The organism is Spiroplasma endosymbiont of Polydrusus pterygomalis (genome assembly GCF_964030635.1).
In the GTDB taxonomy this organism is placed as follows: domain Bacteria; phylum Bacillota_I; class Bacilli_A; order Mycoplasmatales; family Mycoplasmataceae; genus Spiroplasma.
Genome location: NZ_OZ034909.1, coordinates 1,591,000 through 1,608,797, shown reverse-complemented (window position 1 = coordinate 1,608,797; position 17,798 = coordinate 1,591,000). Strand labels below are relative to the sequence as shown.

At 25.5% G+C, this 17,798-nt stretch carries 22 protein-coding genes and 3 pseudogenes; 15 read left to right on the top strand and 10 right to left on the bottom strand.

The features are described from left to right. The first annotated feature begins 28 nt into the window (after positions 1 to 28). From ACQH23_RS10545 to ACQH23_RS10495, 11 genes and pseudogenes are all read left to right on the top strand, one after another. Positions 29 to 418 (top strand): IS1/IS1595 family N-terminal zinc-binding domain-containing protein, encoded by a 390-nt coding sequence (locus ACQH23_RS10545; RefSeq protein ID WP_425378291.1) that lies wholly within the window; start codon positions 29 to 31, stop codon positions 416 to 418. Next, a protein-coding gene (locus ACQH23_RS10540) for an IS3 family transposase (RefSeq protein WP_425378290.1) occupies positions 387 to 1,498 on the top strand; the annotation gives its coding sequence in 2 pieces (ribosomal slippage) (positions 387 to 627 and positions 627 to 1,498; 1,113 coding nt in all). The genes ACQH23_RS10545 and ACQH23_RS10540 overlap by 32 nt, the downstream gene beginning before the upstream one ends. Positions 1,499 to 1,663: 165 nt before the next feature. Beyond that, positions 1,664 to 3,589 (top strand): ABC transporter ATP-binding protein, encoded by a 1,926-nt coding sequence (locus ACQH23_RS10535; RefSeq protein WP_425378289.1) that lies wholly within the window; start codon positions 1,664 to 1,666, stop codon positions 3,587 to 3,589. A gap of 13 nt (positions 3,590 to 3,602) precedes the next feature. Beyond that, positions 3,603 to 4,565 (top strand): DHH family phosphoesterase, encoded by a 963-nt coding sequence (locus ACQH23_RS10530; RefSeq protein ID WP_425378288.1) that lies wholly within the window; start codon positions 3,603 to 3,605, stop codon positions 4,563 to 4,565. A gap of 2 nt (positions 4,566 to 4,567) precedes the next feature. Continuing rightward, on the top strand, positions 4,568 to 5,152 hold the full coding sequence (locus ACQH23_RS10525; protein WP_425378287.1) for a thymidine kinase: 585 nt from the start codon (positions 4,568 to 4,570) through the stop codon (positions 5,150 to 5,152). A gap of 14 nt (positions 5,153 to 5,166) precedes the next feature. Continuing rightward, positions 5,167 to 5,304: a hypothetical protein gene (locus ACQH23_RS10520; protein WP_425378286.1), complete on the top strand. Its 138-nt coding sequence runs from the start codon at positions 5,167 to 5,169 to the stop codon at positions 5,302 to 5,304. 299 nt (positions 5,305 to 5,603) lie between these two features. Continuing rightward, positions 5,604 to 5,867, top strand: coding sequence for a transposase family protein (locus ACQH23_RS10515; protein ID WP_425377767.1), 264 nt, complete (start codon positions 5,604 to 5,606; stop codon positions 5,865 to 5,867). After that, positions 5,834 to 6,106, top strand: a pseudogene (locus ACQH23_RS10510) (hypothetical protein); the annotation flags it as partial. The gene ACQH23_RS10515 and the pseudogene ACQH23_RS10510, both read left to right, overlap by 34 nt. Before the next feature lie 205 nt (positions 6,107 to 6,311). Continuing rightward, entirely contained in the window at positions 6,312 to 7,262 is a 951-nt protein-coding gene (locus ACQH23_RS10505) for an IS30 family transposase (protein WP_425377913.1), read from the top strand. Beyond that, positions 7,259 to 7,588: pseudogene (locus ACQH23_RS10500) on the top strand (DDE-type integrase/transposase/recombinase); the annotation flags it as partial. The gene ACQH23_RS10505 and the pseudogene ACQH23_RS10500, both read left to right, overlap by 4 nt. A 39-nt stretch (positions 7,589 to 7,627) precedes the next feature. Further along, positions 7,628 to 7,810, top strand: coding sequence for a hypothetical protein (locus ACQH23_RS10495; protein ID WP_425377776.1), 183 nt, complete (start codon positions 7,628 to 7,630; stop codon positions 7,808 to 7,810). A 19-nt stretch (positions 7,811 to 7,829) separates the two neighbouring features. Here ACQH23_RS10495 and ACQH23_RS10490 read toward each other — a convergent pair whose 3' ends face one another. The 3 genes from ACQH23_RS10490 to ACQH23_RS10480 form a co-directional block, all read right to left on the bottom strand. Further along, the gene (locus ACQH23_RS10490) at positions 7,830 to 8,114 is read right to left on the bottom strand and encodes a hypothetical protein (protein ID WP_425378285.1); all 285 of its coding nucleotides are present in this window, start codon (positions 8,112 to 8,114) and stop codon (positions 7,830 to 7,832) included. A 315-nt stretch (positions 8,115 to 8,429) separates the two neighbouring features. Further along, the gene (locus ACQH23_RS10485) at positions 8,430 to 8,774 is read right to left on the bottom strand and encodes a UPF0236 family transposase-like protein (protein WP_425378284.1); all 345 of its coding nucleotides are present in this window, start codon (positions 8,772 to 8,774) and stop codon (positions 8,430 to 8,432) included. A gap of 5 nt (positions 8,775 to 8,779) precedes the next feature. Then, on the bottom strand, positions 8,780 to 9,298 hold the full coding sequence (locus ACQH23_RS10480) for a UPF0236 family transposase-like protein (RefSeq protein WP_425378283.1): 519 nt from the start codon (positions 9,296 to 9,298) through the stop codon (positions 8,780 to 8,782). Between the two features lie 183 nt (positions 9,299 to 9,481). Here ACQH23_RS10480 and rpmH point away from each other — a divergent pair, with 183 nt between their 5' ends. The 3 genes from rpmH (at position 9,482) to yidC (ending at position 11,270) form a co-directional block, all read left to right on the top strand. Next, on the top strand, positions 9,482 to 9,616 hold the full coding sequence (gene rpmH / locus ACQH23_RS10475) for a 50S ribosomal protein L34 (protein WP_425378282.1): 135 nt from the start codon (positions 9,482 to 9,484) through the stop codon (positions 9,614 to 9,616). 1 nt (position 9,617) lies between these two features. Continuing rightward, positions 9,618 to 9,974 carry a ribonuclease P protein component gene (rnpA, locus tag ACQH23_RS10470; protein WP_425378281.1) on the top strand — a complete coding sequence of 119 codons (357 nt, stop codon included), beginning with the start codon at positions 9,618 to 9,620 and terminating at the stop codon, positions 9,972 to 9,974. Positions 9,975 to 10,121: 147 nt separating this feature from the next. Continuing rightward, entirely contained in the window at positions 10,122 to 11,270 is a 1,149-nt protein-coding gene (gene yidC, locus ACQH23_RS10465) for a membrane protein insertase YidC (RefSeq protein ID WP_425378280.1), read from the top strand. Positions 11,271 to 11,350: 80 nt separating this feature from the next. Here yidC and ACQH23_RS10460 read toward each other — a convergent pair whose 3' ends face one another. Both ACQH23_RS10460 and ACQH23_RS10455 read right to left on the bottom strand, forming a co-directional pair. After that, entirely contained in the window at positions 11,351 to 11,653 is a 303-nt protein-coding gene (locus ACQH23_RS10460; RefSeq protein ID WP_425379341.1) for an IS30 family transposase, read from the bottom strand. A 189-nt stretch (positions 11,654 to 11,842) separates the two neighbouring features. Next, entirely contained in the window at positions 11,843 to 12,301 is a 459-nt protein-coding gene (locus ACQH23_RS10455) for an IS30 family transposase (RefSeq protein WP_425378279.1), read from the bottom strand. Positions 12,302 to 12,763: 462 nt separating this feature from the next. Here ACQH23_RS10455 and ACQH23_RS10450 point away from each other — a divergent pair, with 462 nt between their 5' ends. Continuing rightward, the gene (locus ACQH23_RS10450; protein ID WP_425378278.1) at positions 12,764 to 14,254 is read left to right on the top strand and encodes a YfcC family protein; all 1,491 of its coding nucleotides are present in this window, start codon (positions 12,764 to 12,766) and stop codon (positions 14,252 to 14,254) included. 469 nt (positions 14,255 to 14,723) lie between these two features. Here the strand turns inward: ACQH23_RS10450 and ACQH23_RS10445 are convergent, their stop codons facing one another. The 5 genes and pseudogenes from ACQH23_RS10445 to ACQH23_RS10425 all read right to left on the bottom strand — a co-directional run bounded on the left by ACQH23_RS10445 (position 14,724) and on the right by ACQH23_RS10425 (position 17,795). Then, positions 14,724 to 15,320 (bottom strand): DDE-type integrase/transposase/recombinase, encoded by a 597-nt coding sequence (locus tag ACQH23_RS10445; RefSeq protein WP_425378277.1) that lies wholly within the window; start codon positions 15,318 to 15,320, stop codon positions 14,724 to 14,726. A 21-nt stretch (positions 15,321 to 15,341) separates the two neighbouring features. Then, positions 15,342 to 15,407, bottom strand: a pseudogene (locus ACQH23_RS10440) (hypothetical protein); the annotation flags it as partial. A 296-nt stretch (positions 15,408 to 15,703) separates the two neighbouring features. Continuing rightward, positions 15,704 to 15,844 carry a hypothetical protein gene (locus ACQH23_RS10435; RefSeq protein WP_425378075.1) on the bottom strand — a complete coding sequence of 47 codons (141 nt, stop codon included), beginning with the start codon at positions 15,842 to 15,844 and terminating at the stop codon, positions 15,704 to 15,706. Positions 15,845 to 15,892: 48 nt separating this feature from the next. Beyond that, positions 15,893 to 16,681, bottom strand: a complete 789-nt coding sequence (locus tag ACQH23_RS10430) for an IS3 family transposase (RefSeq protein ID WP_425378276.1) — start codon at positions 16,679 to 16,681, stop codon at positions 15,893 to 15,895. 421 nt (positions 16,682 to 17,102) lie between these two features. After that, positions 17,103 to 17,795 (bottom strand): UPF0236 family transposase-like protein, encoded by a 693-nt coding sequence (locus ACQH23_RS10425; RefSeq protein ID WP_425378275.1) that lies wholly within the window; start codon positions 17,793 to 17,795, stop codon positions 17,103 to 17,105. Positions 17,796 to 17,798 lie beyond the last annotated feature (3 nt).

The window sequence follows — 17,798 nt, the reverse complement described above, 5'->3', positions numbered from 1 at the left end:
GACAAATATAAAGAGAGGTAAATAATTGATGGAAAAAATACTTGCAGAATTAATAAATAGTTTAACAAATGATCAATTTTTAGAATTTTATGAAAAAGTTAAAAAAGAAGCAGAATTAATCAAAAAACAAAAACGCTTAAATGAAATTGATCAAAAATTTAGAGAGAAAGGTATTAAATGTACTAATTGCAAATCTTATCATTGTGTTAAAAATGGCCATAATCCCGAAGGAAAACAAAAATATTTATGCAAAAAATGTCGGGCTAGTTTTGATGCTTTTCGTCATCATTTTACTTATTGAAGTTGGATAGGTTACAATAAGTTGGACCATATTTATGTGGACTTTCAAATAAAATATAATTATGAAGAAAGTAGGAATATAAAAAATGGGAAGAAATTCATACACCGATGAATTTAAAAAACAAATTGTTTTACTTTATCAAAATGGTAAAACCATTCTTGAAATTTTTAAGGAATATGGGATGTCAAAATCAGTCGTATATCAGTGAATTGAAAAATTAAATAATTCTGGATCTTTTAAAGCAAAAGATAACCGCACTGTTGAAGAAAATGAACTGATTGCCTTGCGGAAAGAATTAATCCAATTACGAATGGAAAACGACATTTTAAAGCAAGCGGCACTGATAATCGGCAAAAAATAGAAATTATTAACAATAATAAAGAAAAATATTCCGTGCGAAAAATGGGTCAAATATTAAAGATAGCAAAATCAACATATTACTATCAAATTAATAAATACGCTACGGTTGATGTTAATAATTATGAACAAGAAGTTATCAGTGCATTTAATGATAGTCGCAAAATTTATGGGGCTCGTAAAATTAAAGCTATTTTAACCAGAAAAGATATTATCTTATCGCGAAGAAAAATTCGCCAAATTATGATTAAAAATCAGTTAGTATCTAAATACACCAAATTAAAATATCATAATCATAAGTTAATGGTTAATAACGACGAAATTAGCAACGTTTTAAACCATGAATTTAATAATAAACAACCAAATGAAGTTGTTGTTAGTGATTTAACATATGTTCAAGTTGGTGCTAAATGACATTATATTTGTTTATTAATTGACTTGTTTAATCGTGAAATAATTGGCTATAGTGCCGGGACAAACAAAACAGCCCAACTAGAACAAAAAGCCTTTTATTCAATTACAAGACCATTAAATCAAATTACGTTATTTCATACTGACCGGGGTAATGAATTTAAAAATAAAATCATTGATAATATCTTAAATACTTTTAACATCAAACGATCATTAAGCAATAAAGGCTGTCCATACGATAATGCTGTGGATGAAACAACAACTTACAAAAGTTTTAAAACGGAATTTATCAAGGGACAAAAATTTATAAATTTAACCCAATTAAAATACAAATTATTTGACTTTGTGCATTGATATAACAATATTCGAATTCACGGTAGTTTAAATTATTTAACACCTGTTGAATTTAGAAAACAACAGTCCATATAAAAAGTATCCTAAAAAGGGTTGCCAATCCACCTCTTTAACTAAAAATATACCTAATTTTAAATATATTTTATAAATATCAAGAGTTTTCTACAAAATTAAAACAATAACTATTTTTTATTATATTTATTTGAGTATAATAAAAATGATTGGTAGCGTGGTGTTTTAATGGGATTAAAAATTAATAATTTAAAATATAAACGGTATAAAAAAGTTATTTTTGCAGATTTAAACTTTGATGTTAATAGTCAAGAAGTTTTAGGAACTAGTTTTGAAGATAAGTTTTTACAGTTATATTTTTTAAAACTTTTATTAGGGAGGAAAAAACCTCGTAGTGGAAAAATTTATTTAAACAATCGGAATATTACGGCTTTATTACCAAAAGAACGAAAAATTGGTTATGTTTCACCAGGAGCATTAAGATTATCTTTTTTACCAACAAAATTACGTTTAGCTTATCATATTTTAAAAACACCAAAGTTTTTACATGATAGTTCATTAAAATATAATAAAAATAAATATTTTTATAAAAAATTAGTTTTTATTGGTAATGATTTAAATAAACAAGAGTTAATCTTAAAAATAGATAAAATTATTAATGAATATTTCAATAATTCAATTCGAATTAAAGAAGAATGAATTGAAACCTATTTAACCCAAATTAGTGAATTTCATAAAAAAGAAATTAATAAAATTTTAGACGATGATAAAGATTCGATTCTAATTCAAAGTTTACATACTTATACTTATAAACGCGAAGAGATTCGAGTATACGAAGGTTATTTAGCCTTTTTACAAGCTTTATGAGATAAAATTTATTATATTTCTGATTTAGATTATTTGTGTGATTGTTATGAAATTGCTAAAAAAAGAAAACTAAAAGACAAAAGTTTTTTCTTTATTGGTGCTAAGTTGGTTTGTGAGAAGTATTTAAAAATTTTACATACGGAAATCACTTATGAACGTTATTTATTAATTAAAGCGCGTAAAGCGTTAAAAAAATATCGTTTTAATGTTGTTAATACGGTTATGAAAGATACCAAACGTAAAAGTATTATTAAAGGGATTTTAAATAAAAGTAATTCATCAAATATTATTACTTGATCAAAATTGTCAAAAAACCAATGATTTAATTATAATCAAAATCAAGAACAATTAATTGCCAATTTATTACCAGATGAGGCAACAATTGTAAAAGGGAAAGTTTTAGAATTTTTTCATAAATATCATTTGGAATTATTAGGTAATACATTAAAACCGCGAGAAAAAGATAATTCAATTGCTATTGCTGAGGCAATTGAAAAAGTTGTGACAGTTTATAATCAAGCTTTTGAAGAAGTTAAAAAATTAATGAGTGATTTAGATATTAAAATGAATTGATTTAAACTTACCAAAAATTTGAGTAGTTTTGACCATACTAAAATTAGGTTAATCAATGCTATTTTAAGTAATAAAGAATTAATTGTTTTACATAATACGTTTGATAATTTAACACATAATGAAGCAAATGAATTAAATGACATTTTATTGAATTTGAAAAATTATAATCCCCAATTAACTTTTTTAGTTTTGACAAAAAATGTTGAGAATATTAAAAATTATGTTACACAGTTATTAATTTTTGATAAAGATAATAATTATAAATTAATGTCAAAAGATCATGCTGAATATTCACCAGATACTATTGAGTTATATCAAGCAATGTATAATAGTTCGGAAAATGTTTTTGCAATGAAATATGTGGCAGCCGAAAATACTTTAGCAAATGAGAAAATTAAAATTAAACTACCAAAAGGAACTAAATTAATTGACAAAAAGAAATATTGATTAGCAATTAATCCAAATTTAATTACATTTAAAAGAACAAAAAACTTTAATAAGGATTTACATTTGGCATATAAAGGACATGTTAAAACAATTAAAAAAATTGCTAAATCAATTGTTTGTTTTTTTAAAATTAATGATGATATTGTTTTTAAAAAGTTAGTGACAGAAAAAGAATTAAATTTAAAAAGAATAACAACGATATATTTTGAAAAGCAAGCATTATTAGTTTATGATAAAGTTAATAGTAATTTAGTTGCTAATATTTAAGTGAGGAAAACAAATGCAAGATTTAAAAGGAACGATTTTACAAAAAATTAAAGAGTATCAAACAATTATTTGTTTACGTCATGTTTCACCAGATGGTGATGCATATGGTTCAGCATTTGGATTAGCACAGTTTATTAAAGATAATTTTCCAAATAAAAAAGTATTAGTTGATGGTGAACCAAGTTATTTTTTAGCTTTTTTAGCGACACCTAATCTTGTCCAACAAGAAGATTACCAAGGGGCATTAGTAATTGTGACTGATACAGCGAATATCGAACAAATTGATAGTAAATATTGGCAAAAAGCTGAAGAAGTAATTAAAATTGATCATCACCCTAATATGATCCCTTTTGGTGAATTACAATGAATTGATGAGACAAAAATTGCAGCATCAGAAATGATTGCTGAATTAGTTTTAACATCAAGTTTAACAGTAACCCCCCAAGCAGCAAGGTTAATTTTTACGGGTATCGTAACTGATTCAAATCGTTTTATGTATAGTAAAACTTGTCAAAAAACTTTTATGTTAGCGGGGCAATTAGTTGCCACCGGATTTGATTTACAATCAGTTTATCAAAACTTATATGAAGATTCATGGGTTAATGTTCGTTTTAAAAATTATTTGTTATCACAAGTAGTTGTTTATGATGATCAAATTAGTTATGTTAAGATAACAGACGAAATGTTAAAAGAACATGCGATGAATTATGAAACTGTTAAGCCATGAGTTAATATTATGAGTAATATTAAAGAATTTAAAATTTGAATGTGAGCAATTGAAAATAAAGTGGAAGGTTATATTAATCTTAGCATTCGTAGTAATGCTTATATTATTAATGGTGTTGCAGAAAAATATTATGGTGGCGGTCATCAATTAGCAAGTGGGGCAAAAATTTACCAATGAGCAGATTTGGAAAAAGTTTTAAAGGATTTAAGTTCTGTTATTAAAAATAATATTAAATATATGGAGGGTTAATAATGTATTTTTTAAATAGTAATGCCCAAATGGGGTGGGTCGAAGTAATTACTGGCTGTATGTTTGCGGGGAAGACAGAGGAATTTATTCGTCGGTTAGTTCGCTTGAGTTATGCTAAATTTGAAATTCAAGTTTTTAAACCAACAATTGATAATCGTTATAGCGAAAATCAAGTTGTGAGTCATAGTAAAAAAGCTGTTGAAGCAACATCAGTTAAGAATTCCGATGAATTATTAGTTAAACTTAAATCGACGGCAAATGTTGTTGGGATTGATGAAGTCCAATTTTTTGATAATAATATTGTTAAAGTTGCTGATTCTTTAGCCGACAAAGGGATGATTGTTATTGTTAATGGTTTAGATAAAGATTTCCGGGGCGAACCTTTTCTTAATGTTGAACAATTAATGACCCGTGCCGAAGAGGTTAAAAAATTACATGCCATTTGTGTTAAATGTGGAAATTTAGCAAACCGGACACAACGATTAATTAATGGTAAGCCAGCTAATTATTATGACCCAATTGTCCTAATTGGGGAAAAAGATAAATATGAAGCTCGTTGTCGTCATTGTCATGAAGTAACATATTAACTTAAGGAGGTTAAATGTTAACAAAAGCAGAATTAAATGCAGAAGCGTATTTTATTATTAATAGTAAACCAAAAACAGTGAAAAAAGTTAAAGCTTATTTTATTGAAAATTTACCAATTAATTTCTTTAATTTTGTCGAAAACTCTTGATAAAGTCAAAAACCCTTATAAAATATAGATATTTGCAAGAAATACATTTTATAAAAAACCCAATAAAATCAAGGTTTTATTAAAATATCAAGAGTTTTCGACAAAATTAAAAGAATTTTATGAAAAAGTTAAAAAAGAAGCAGAATTAATCAAAAAACAAAAACGCTTAAATAAAATTGATCAAAAATTTAGAGATAAAGGTATTAAATGTCCTAATTGCAAATCTTATCATTAGACTGCACCCAAAAAAGTAAGTAAAGAAAAAAAGTCTTTGCTAAACTTTAAAGGAGGTGCATTTTTATATGGCAAGAAAAGGACAAAAATTTAATAAATATACAGCAGATTTTCGAAAAATGATAGGACAAGAGGTTAAAAATAATAGTATAAGTTTTATTGCAAAAAAATATGCAATTAATAAAAAAACTGTTGCTTCATGGTATGAAAATTTTAAGAAAGGGATTTTAAACACCAATAAAGGTCCAAAAGAATCATTTGAAAAAAGAGATTTAAACTATTACAAAGTTAGGTATGAATTACTAAAAAAGCTTCATGACTTTTACAATTAAATAAAAGAAAAATTGTATTTTTTATCAAAGAAAACCTTAATAAATATCCACTAAATTTATTACTTGATATAACAGATTTAAAGCGTAGTTATTGAGATAAATATAAAAATTATTCAAGTAATGGTAAGGATAGTGAACCATTAAAGAATATTGTAAAAGTCTATGAAGAAAATTTAAAACAATTTGGTTATCGTCGAATTACCAAATATTTAAAAGAAGATTATGGCATTGTTTATAATGCTAAGAAAGTATTACGAATTATGAAAGAAAATAATATTCAAGCTGAATATGTAAAGCGTATGCGTAGAAAAATATTAATAAAACAAAATAGAAATAAGCTGAATTATACTTGTAAGTGCAAGTAAATAAAATTGCAAAAAATCTCATATAAAAGTTTTATGATGCTAAGTTTATTTTAGAAAAAATAAAGCAAGGAGTTTTTATATGGGATATAAACATCTTGGCATAGATGAAAGAATTTATATTGAGAATCAATTGAAGTTTAAAATAAAAATTAGTGAAATAGCTAAAAATATTAATCGAAGTATTAGTACTATTATTCGAGAAGTTAATAGAAATAAAGATAATAATCATTATTTTTCATTAATTGCACAAAATAAAGCAGAAAATAGAAAACAATCACATATTTATTTTCATAAGTTTAAAAATAGAGAATTAGTAAAATATGTACAACAAAAATTATTATTAGGTTGATCACCCGAACAAATTTATGGCAGAATTAAAAATTTTCATAAAGAATGAATTATTAGTTTTAAAACAATTTACAATTGAATTTATTCTGGATTACTTGAAAAAGTTACTAATAAAAATTTAAGAAGAAAAGGTAAGAAACGAAAATATCAAGAAAATCGGGGTAAATTTAATGGTAAATCAATTAAAGAACGAAATGCTAATGTTAATAATCGCGTAACTCTTGGTCATTGAGAAGGTGATACCGTAGTATCATCACGAGGTAAAAGTAAATCATGTTTAATAACTTTAGTTGAAAGAACATCAAGATTTACTTTAGCAATATTAGTTGAAAATAGAACTACTAAAGTTATTAACGAAAATATTAGCCATTATTTATCAATTCTGCCAAATAATCTTGTTAAGACTATAACATTTGATCGTGGTAAAGAATTTGCTAATTGACAACAACTTGAAAAAAATTTAAATGTGAAAATTTATTTTGCTAATGCATATTCACCCTGACAAAGAGGTACTAATGAAAATACTAATGGTTTAATTAGAGAAAAATTTCCTAAAAAATTTAATTTTTCAAATACTACTAAAAATGCAGTTCATAAATTTATATTGTCTTTAAACCAAAGACCAAGAAAAATACTAAATTATCTTTCGCCAATCGAATATTTGGTTAGAAAAATAATTTAGTTGCACTTAACTTTACAATTTGGCATAAAAATATAATTAAATATCCTGATTTAGTAAATCGTAATTTTAATGATATTAAAGAAAGATTTTCAATTTTATTTACTGATGTAACTTATTTAATTTGAAATGGTAAAAAACATTATCAATCAACAATAATTGATGGATATACTAAAGAAATTATTGATGTAAAATGATCAAAATTTAATAATAACAAACTTGTAATTGATAATTTAAATGCTGCAATTAATAAAATTAAAAAAATAAAAAAAGATCTAAATAAAACAATAATTCATTCAGATCACGGATATCAATATACATCTAAAGATTATAATAGTAAATGTTTAGATAACAAAATTATAATTTCAATGGGTAAAAATTATCATTGTGCAGACAACATTATTATTGAAAGTTTTCATTCATTACTTAAAAAAGGAACAATCCATAATAAAAATTATAAATCTCATAATGAATATATTAATGATGTTAAAAAATGAAATAAATGATATTCAAACCAAAAAGAAAAAGATATAATAAATGAAAGTTTGTAAACCTTTTTATTAATACTTACTAAACGGGGTGCAGTCTAATATAATTATAAACTATTTTCTTTAAAAGAGTTTTAGTATTTGATAATGTAGAAGCGGTGAATATTGGTAAGTTATATTGTTTAAATTCTGGATTATTCATCTTTTTAAATATTCATCTTCAAGTAATTTGTTCATTTTTTACTTGAATATTTTTAATTTCTGTTATTTCTTGAAAGGGATTAATCCCATTAGCTGTCAATTGTTTTAATAACATTACTTTGTAAATCGTTTTTTCATTAAATATTTTTGGTTTTGAACGAAACATTACTTTAATAATTCGAGCAATATAACTTTCAATGCGACAACCAATATTTTCTTGATATTCTCATTTTTGAATTGCTCCATAGTATGTTCTTAAATAATTAGATATTTCTTGTAACTTTCCTTTCGCTTCTTCGGTTTTAACAAGCTGATAAGCTCATTCAAGGTATTTTGTAACCTTGTTTCAGTTTAATTTTAGAATTGCTTTTCTAATTTTATTAAATAAATAACGTTTATAATATCGTGGACCACGGAGACAATCTTTAATTTTTTTAATAACATGGAAACGATCAATGATAAATTCAACATTGATGTGTTTTTAAACCGTTGAAATATATTGTGCACCATCACCAAGCACAATAATTTTAGTTGTCTCGGGTGATTCATAATTTAAGTTAATAAATTCTTTAATTCCTTGTCAGTATTTTTTAGAGTTAATTTTTTTAACTTCATTAGTCATTGTTACTAGAAATTTGACATTATGCATTGTTTTTCGTATTGTTTTAGGATCTTTATAACCAGTATGAAAGACGGTTAAACGGATTCTTTTCTTAATTTTTAATCGTTTTTTGATTTGATAACTAATGGCGTTGCGATATGCTTCATCGGTTTCAATATAAATAACCCCATCATGTTTTAGTTTTGTATCTGGTTCATCTAGCATTAGTTCTAACAAATGTTTAATATCAAACCGTTTAATAAGGTTAAAAATTGTTTTTTTGTTATGTTAGCATTCCGATACATATTACAAATATCTTGATAACTAAAATTTATACCTAATTTGCTGATTATTTCTAACGAAAAATCATAATCAAGTCGCTGATAACTTTCAATCCCTAATTGAATATCAAGTAAAAAGATCGTTTTTGGTTTTTTTGCCACTTGAAATTCTGGTTTTAAGATATATTTTCGTCGTTTAAAAGTAACTTCACCATTACGAAAAACCAAAGTTCGTTGATAAAATCCTTTTGGAATATAACGTGCTTTGCGTCAGTCCTTATTAAAAATATAGTTATCAATATATTCAAAAATATTTTTAAATAGTATTCAAGCTTCAGAACTAATTTCATTGTTTAAATAGGATAATAGTGCTGTAATAGGGATATTGGGGCTAATTTCATTAATTAAATCAATAAAAGAGTTATTATTTTCGTTTAAAAACTCTTGGATTATAGTTATAATATTCATAGGATAGTTTTCTTTCTAATTTTTTTCAAACTTAATTATACTGAAAACTTTCTTTTTTATTTTCCCCAACTTTGGCAACGCAATCAAATATTATTTTAAATATTATTTTAATTGCTATTTTTTATTAATTAATATATTATTTATATGATGTCTTAATATTTTATATCATAAGGAGGTGTTAGTATGAAAAGAACGTGACAGCCAAGTAAAATTAAACACAAAAGAACACATGGATTTCGAGCAAGAATGGAATCAGCGACAGGACGTAAAGTTTTAAGTAAAAGAAGAGCGAAAGGAAGAAAAGTATTATCGGCATAATTTGCTGGTAAAATACTTTATTTTTCTATTTGTGTCGAAATGTGAAAAAAAATTTATTGTTAAAAAAAATTATGAATTTCAGAAAATAATAAGTAATCGTTCTTTTATTAAAACTAACATTTATTTTATTTATTTTAAAAAAAATGATCTTAATTATCATCGGTTTGGAGTATCTGTTGGTAAAAAATTAGGGAATGCCGTTGTTAGAAATAAAGTAAAAAGACAAATTCGAAGTATGTTAACTTTTGATTTTGCTACAACAGAAGGTTATGATCAAATCATCATTGTTAGAAAATCATATTTTAGTAATAGTTATTTAGTTAATAAAGAGGTTTTATTAAAGCAAATCAAAATGTAAAAAGGAGGCGTAATAGTGAATTATCGTGATTATATTTTCTCAGACGGGAAAAGAACACGAAAACCTTGATATTCAATTGCCTGAAAATGAACAAAATTAGCTTTGTATCTTTTTTTAATTATATCAATGTTATGAGGTTGTGGACAGATGATGATTCCAAAGTATGGAACAGCGCAAATTTTAGATGTTTCTGGTCAAAGAGTATATAAACCAGGAGTTTTCTTTGAAATTATTTTAGAATACGCTAATGTCGGAAAAGAACACTTTTTTCATTTTGAAAATGGACAATTATATGAATATCCATATTTAGCAATTAGAACATGATCTGATGCTTTTGTTAAAACATCATCACCGTTTTATGGATGTTTCCTGTTTCCTGTTGCCTGAATTTTAGTTAATTTAATTTATGGTTTTGGTGGCTTAGACAATGGAGTTGGAATTATTGGAGCGCTATTCTTAACTTCATTAATTGTCCGTTTAATTACTTTAATGTTTAGTTGAAAAGTCCAACGAAATCAAGACAAAATGCAGTTAATGCAAATTAAACAAGCAGAAATTCAAGCGAAATATAAGGGTTCGAAAGATCCTGCTGCAAAACAAAAACAACAAATGGAAATGATGCAACTATACCGGAAAGAAGGAGTTTCACCGTTATCAACAATTGGTTCTTCCTTTTTATCAATTCCGTTTTTAATTGCGATGTATACTGTTGTTAGAGCGACACGAGAGTTAAAAATGGCAACAATTGGGGAAATTTCTTTAATTGAAAAGCCATGAGATATGATTACAAGTGGAAATTATGTTTATTTAGCTTTATTATTTGTATATTTACCAATTCAAATTCTATCAATGATTTTACCAACTATTTTAAACCTTCGAAAAACAAGAGTTATTACAAAAGAGCAGAAAAAAGCTCGTAAACGTCAATTAATTATGCAAGGAGTAATGAATGTTTTCTTCTTTGTAGTTACAATTTCAATTGCGTCGGGGGTTGCTATTTACTGAATTTTTTCAGCCTTTATTCAAATTTTACAAACATTAGGATTTCATTTTTTACGAGTTAAAAAACGAAGCAAAAAAAATAAAAATACCGATTCCTTGGGACAAAAAATTAAACATTTATTTGTCCGCAAACCACATTTTAAAACAACTAATAATTCGCCAGAAGCGTTCGAAATTACAAAAACAAAACAAGTAAAAACAAATAATCCGGATAAGGTTTCTTATAATCCGGTTAAATCAAAATCTAAAAAATCTAAATTCTCTTTACATAATAATAAAAAAGATAAGAATTAATGATTTTCGTAAAAAAATTTAAGTCGTACAAAAAATTTAGAGAATTTTTAAATAATGCCAAATTGTAAAGTTAAGTGCAACTAAATTATTTTTCTAACCAAATATTCGATTGGCGAAAGATAATTTAGTATTTTTCTTGGTCTTTGGTTTAAAGACAATATAAATTTATGAACTGCATTTTTAGTAGTATTTGAAAAATTAAATTTTTTAGGAAATTTTTCTCTAATTAAACCATTAGTATTTTCATTAGTACCTCTTTGTCAGGGTGAATATGCATTAGCAAAATAAATTTTCACATTTAAATTTTTTTCAAGTTGTTGTCAATTAGCAAATTCTTTACCACGATCAAATGTTATAGTCTTAACAAGATTATTTGGAAGAATTGATAAATAATGGCTAATATTTTCGTTAATAACTTTAGTAGTTCTATTTTAAACTAATATTGCTAAAGTAAATCTTGATGTTCTTTCAACTAAAGTTATTAAACATGATTTACTTTTACCTCGTGATGATACTACGGTATCACCTTCTCAATGACCAAGAGTTACGCGATTATTAACATTAGCATTTCGTTATTTAATTGATTTACCATTAAATTTACCCCGATTTTCTTGATATTTTCGTTTCTTACCTTTTCTTCTTAAATTTTTATTAGTAACTTTTTCAAGTAATCCAGAATAAATTCAATTGTAAATTGTTTTAAAACTAATAATTCATTCTTTATGAAAATTTTTAATTCTTCCATAAATTTGTTCGGGTGATCAACCTAATAATAATTTTTGTTGTACATATTTTACTAATTCTCTATTTTTAAACTTATTAAAATAAATATGTGATTGTTTTCTATTTTCTCCTTTATTTTGTGCAATTAATGAAAAATAATGATTATTATCTTTATTTCTATTAACTTCTCGAATAATAGTACTAATACTTCGATTAAGATTTTTAGCTATTTCACTAATTTTTATTTTAAACTTCAATTGATTCTCAATATAAATTCTTTCATCTATGCCAAGATGTTTATATCCCATATAAAAACTCCTTGCTTTATTTTTTCTAAAATAAACTTAGCATCATAAAATTTTTATATGAGATTTTTTGCAATTTTATTTACTTGCACTTACAAGTATAATTCAGCGATTTAAATAAATTCTTTTTATCATATTAACCTCGCTTTTTTATATTTTTTTATTTGTTTTTAATTTGATTATTTAACTTTAAATCTGCCATAATTAAATTTCCTCCAAATTCATATCCATAATAAAAATTATAAATCTCATAATGAATATATTAATGATGTTAAAAAATGAAATAAATGATATTCAAACCAAAAAGAAAAATATATAATAAATGAAAGTTTGTAAACCTTTTTATTAATACTTACTAAACAGGGTGCAGTCTATTGTAAACCTTTTTATTAATACTTACTAAACGGGGTGCAGTCTATTTTAGGTTATTAATTATTAATAAAAAGGTTAGATGGGAGTGCAAAAATGGATGTAAAAAGTAAAAAGAAGTTTAAATTTAAATTACCAACAGCGTTCCCAATTTTATTGGGAATTACGTTGCTAATTATTATAATTTCCTGGATTCCAGGAATAACGCAAACATGAACAGATGCGGATGGAAAAGTTCTTGGAGGACCTGCCGGAATTTTTGACTTATTTTTAGCCCCAATGCAAGGGTTTAAAGATAAAGTTGATGTTATTGTCTTTATTTTAGTCCTAGGAGGATTCTTAGGAATTGTTATTCAATTGAAAGCATTAGATGCGGGAATTGGCCGTTTAGTTTCTAAAATGAAAGGCCGTGAAATCTGAATTATTCCAATTGTAATGTTTTTATTTTCCGTTGGAGGAACAACTTATGGGATGGGTGAAGAAACAATTTCCTTATATCCAGTTATTATTCCGGTGTTATTAGCTGCTGGTTTTGATGTTTTAACCGCAGTAATGGCAATTTTATTTGGAGCAGGAATTGGATGTATTGGGTCAACCTTAAATCCATTTGTAATTCAATTTGCTGTCGATTCATCTGGTGTTCCTAATTTAACATCAACAACAGGAATCATTTGAAGAGCTATTTTATGAGTATTATTAACTGCGGGAGGAATTTCTTTTGTTGTTTGATATGCCTTACGTGTGCGTCGTACTCCAGGGAAATCACCATTATTTGATAAAAAAGATTTTTATGAAGCAGAATTTGCGATTATTGATGATTTACCAGAATATAATGGTAAACGAAAAGCGATTATGGCAATCTTTATGCTAAGTTTTATTTTTATGATTTTTTCCTTAATTGGATGAGATAAATTTGGAATTCCAGTCTTTGTTAATTTTACCGAGTTAGTTAGCAAACATGCTCCGTTTATTGCGCATTTCTTTGCACCATTAGGACAATGATCATTTATGGAAATTTCCGCTTTCTTCTTCATTGCATCAATTATTATTGCATTAATTAATTGAAAAGGTGAAGAAAACTATGTTAATAGTTTTATTAATGGTTCAGCTGATATTCTATCAGTTTGTTTAGTTATTGCCTTTGCTGCGGGAATTGGTTTTATTATGACTAATACGGGAATGCAAACCAAATTAATTAGTGGCTTATCAGTCCCAATGTCAAAATTAGGAAAAACCGGTTTTATTATGGTAGCCTTTTTTTTCTTCTTAATTATTTCATTTGTTATTCCATCGAGTTCTGGTTTTGCACAAACTGTTTTCCCAATTTTAGGACCAGTTGCTAATAGCGTTGCCGTTGGATTAACATCGGGAACAATCACAGCCTTTTCATTTGCGAATGGAATTATTAATTTAATTTCACCAACAAGTGCAATTTTAATGGCCGCCTTATCAATTTCAAAAGTTTCTTATGGTAGCTTTATGAAAGCATCATGACCATTAACTGTTGGAATTGTTGTGGCAGCCATCATCTTATTAGGAATATCGGTACCTTGTTACCAATTTCTGATCCGGCCGTTGCTCCTTTAAGTGAAACAATCAATCCATTAAATTTAAATTAAGTCGTCCTGTACGATGAACCGGCAAAAAACAATTCTTGTGAGATTGTTTTTTTTATTTTTTAAGCGTTGTGTAGATACAAACGACAAATTTATATCTTGTTAAATTAATAATAAAATATTTTTTTAATAAATTGCTTTAATTTTGTTTTAATTTTGTCAAAAACTCTTGATATTTTAATAAAACCTTGATTTTATTGGGTTTTTTATAAAATGTATTTCTTGCAAATCTCTATATTTTATAAGGGTTTTTGACTTTATCAATATTTATAAAATATACCTAATTTTAGGTATATTTTTAATATAAAGAGAGGTAAATAATTGATGGAAAAAATACTTGCAGAATTAATAAATAGTTTAACAGATGATCAATTTTTATAATTTGTATCATGTACGATGAAGTAGACTGCACCCCGTTTAGTAAGTATTAATAAAAAGGTTTACAAACTTTTATTTATTATATATTTTTCTTTTTGGTTTGAATATCATTTATTTCATTTTTTAACATCATTAATATATTCATTATGAGATTTATAATTTTTATTATGGATTGTTCCTTTTTTAAGTAATGAATGAAAACTTTCAATAATAATGTTGTCTGCACAATGATAATTTTTACCCATTGAAATTATAATTTTGTTATCTAAACATTTACTATTATAATCTTTAGATGTATATTGATATCCGTGATCTGAATGAATTATTGTTTTATTTAGCTCTTTTTTTATTTTTTTAATTTTATTAATTGCAGCATTTAAATTATCAATTACAAGTTTGTTATTATTAAATTTTGATCATTTTACATCAATAATTTCTTTAGTATATCCATCAATTATTGTTGATTGATAATGTTTTTTACCATTTAAAATTAAATAAGTTACATCAGTAAATAAAATTGAAAATCTTTCTTTAATATCATTAAAATTACGATTTACTAAATCAGGATATTTAATTATATTTTTATTTCTATTTTGTTTTATTAATATTTTTCTACGCATACGCTTTACATATTCAGCTTGAATATTATTTTCTTTCATAATTCGTAATACTTTCTTAGCATTATAAACAATGCCATAATCTTCTTTTAAATATTTGGTAATTCGACGATAACCAAATTGTTTTAAATTTTCTTCATAGACTTTTACAATATTTTTTAATGATTCGCTATCCTTACCATTACTTGAATAATTTTTATATTTATCTCAATAACTACGCTTTAAATTTGTTACATCAAGTAATAAATTTAGTGGATATTTATTAAGGTTTTCTTTGATAAAAAATACAATTTTTCTTTTATTTAATTGTAAAAGTCATGAAGCTTTTTTAGTAATTCATACCTAACTTTGTAATAGTTTAAATCTCTTTTTTCAAATGATTCTTTTGGACCTTTATTGGTGTTTAAAATTCCTTTCTTAAAATTTTAATACCATGAAGCAACAGTTTTTTTATTAATTGCATATTTTTTTGCAATAAAACTTATACTATTATTTTTAACCTCTTGTCCTATCCTTTTTCGAAAATCTGCTGTATATTTATTAAATTTTTGTCCTTTTCTTGCCATATAAAAATGCACCTCCTTTAAAAGTTTAGCAAAGACTTTTTTCTTTACTTACTTTTTTGGGTCTATTGCTAGTTGGGATGTTTTGTTTGTCCCGGCACTATAGCCAATTATTTCACGATTAAACAAGTCAATTAATAAACAAATATAATGTCATTTAGCACCAACTTGAACATATGTTAAATCACTAACAACAACTTCATTTGGTTGTTTATTATTAAATTCACGGTTTAAAACGTTGCTAATTTCGTCGTTATTAACCATTGACTTATGATTACGATATTTTAATTTGGTGTATTTAGATACTAACTGATTTTTAATCATAATTTGGCGAATTTTTCTTCGCGATAAGATAATATCTTTTCTGGTTAAAATAGCTTTAATTTTACGAGCTCCATAAATTTTGCGACTAGCATTAAATGCACTGATAACTTCTTGTTCATAATTATTAACATCAACCGTAGCGTATTTATTAATTTGATAGTAATATGTTGATTTTGCTATCTTTAATATTTGACCCATTTTTCGCACGGAATATTTTTCTTTATTATTGTTAATAATTTCTATTTTTTGCCGATTATCAGTGCCGCTTGCTTTAAAATGTCGTTTTCCATTCGTAATTGGATTAATTCTTTCCGCAAGGCAATCAAGTTCATTTTCTTCAACAGTGCGGTTATCTTTTGCTTTAAAAGATCCAGAATTATTTAATTTTTCAATTCACTTATATACGGCTGATTTTGACATCCCATATTCCTTAAAAATTTCAAGAATGGTTTTACCATTTTGATAAAGTAAAACAATTTGTTTTTTAAATTCATCGGTGTATGAATTTCTTCCCATTTTTATATTCCTACTTTCTTCATAATTATATTTTATTTGAAAGTTCACATAAATATGGTCCAACTTATTGTAACCTATCCAGATTATCATAGTATCGCAAGAAGTCTAATCAGGTATCGCAAGAAGTCTAATAATTTTTTGGTAGCGTGTAAAATGTTGGGGAAAAGTTTTCAGCATTAAGTTCTAATAATAATTAGAAACTATTTTCTTTAAAAGAGTTTTAGTATTTGATAATGTAGAAGCGGTGAATATTGGTAAGTTATATTGTTTAACTTCTGGATTATTCATCTTTTTAAATATTCATCTTCAAGTAATTTGTTCATTTTTTTACTTGAAGATTTTTAATTTCTGTTAGTTCTTGAAAGGGATTAATCCCATTAGCTGTCAATTGTTTTAATAACATTACTTTGTAAATCGTTTTTTAATTAAATATTTTTGGTTTTGAACGAAACATTACTTTAATAATTCGAGCAATATAACTTTCAATGCGACAACCAATATTTTCTTGATATTCTCATTTTTGAATTGCTCCATAGTATGTTCTTAAATAATTAGATATTTCTTGTAACTTTCCTTTCGCTTCTTCGGTTTTAACAAGCTGATAAGCTCATTCAAGGTATTTTGTAACCTTGTTTCAGTTTAATTTTAGAATTGCTTTTCTAATTTTATTAAATAAATAACGTTTATAATATCGTGGACCACGGAGACAATCTTTAATTTTTTTAATAACATGGAAACGATCAATGATAAATTCAACATTGATGTGTTTTTCAACCGTTGAAATATATTGTGCACCATCACCAAGCACAATAATTTTAGCTGTCTCGGATGATTCATAATTTAAGTTAATAAATTCTTTAATTCCTTGTCAGTATTTTTTAGAGTTAATTTTTTTAACTTCATTAGTCATTGTTACTAGAAATTTGACATTATACATTGTTTTTCGTATTGTTTTAGGATCTTTATAACCAGTATGAAAGACGGTTAAACGGATTCTTTTCTTAATTTTTAATCGTTTTTTAATTTGATAACTAATGGCATTGCGATATGCTTCATCGGTTTCAATATAAATAACCCCATCATGTTTTAGTTTTGTATCTGGTTCATCTAGCATTAG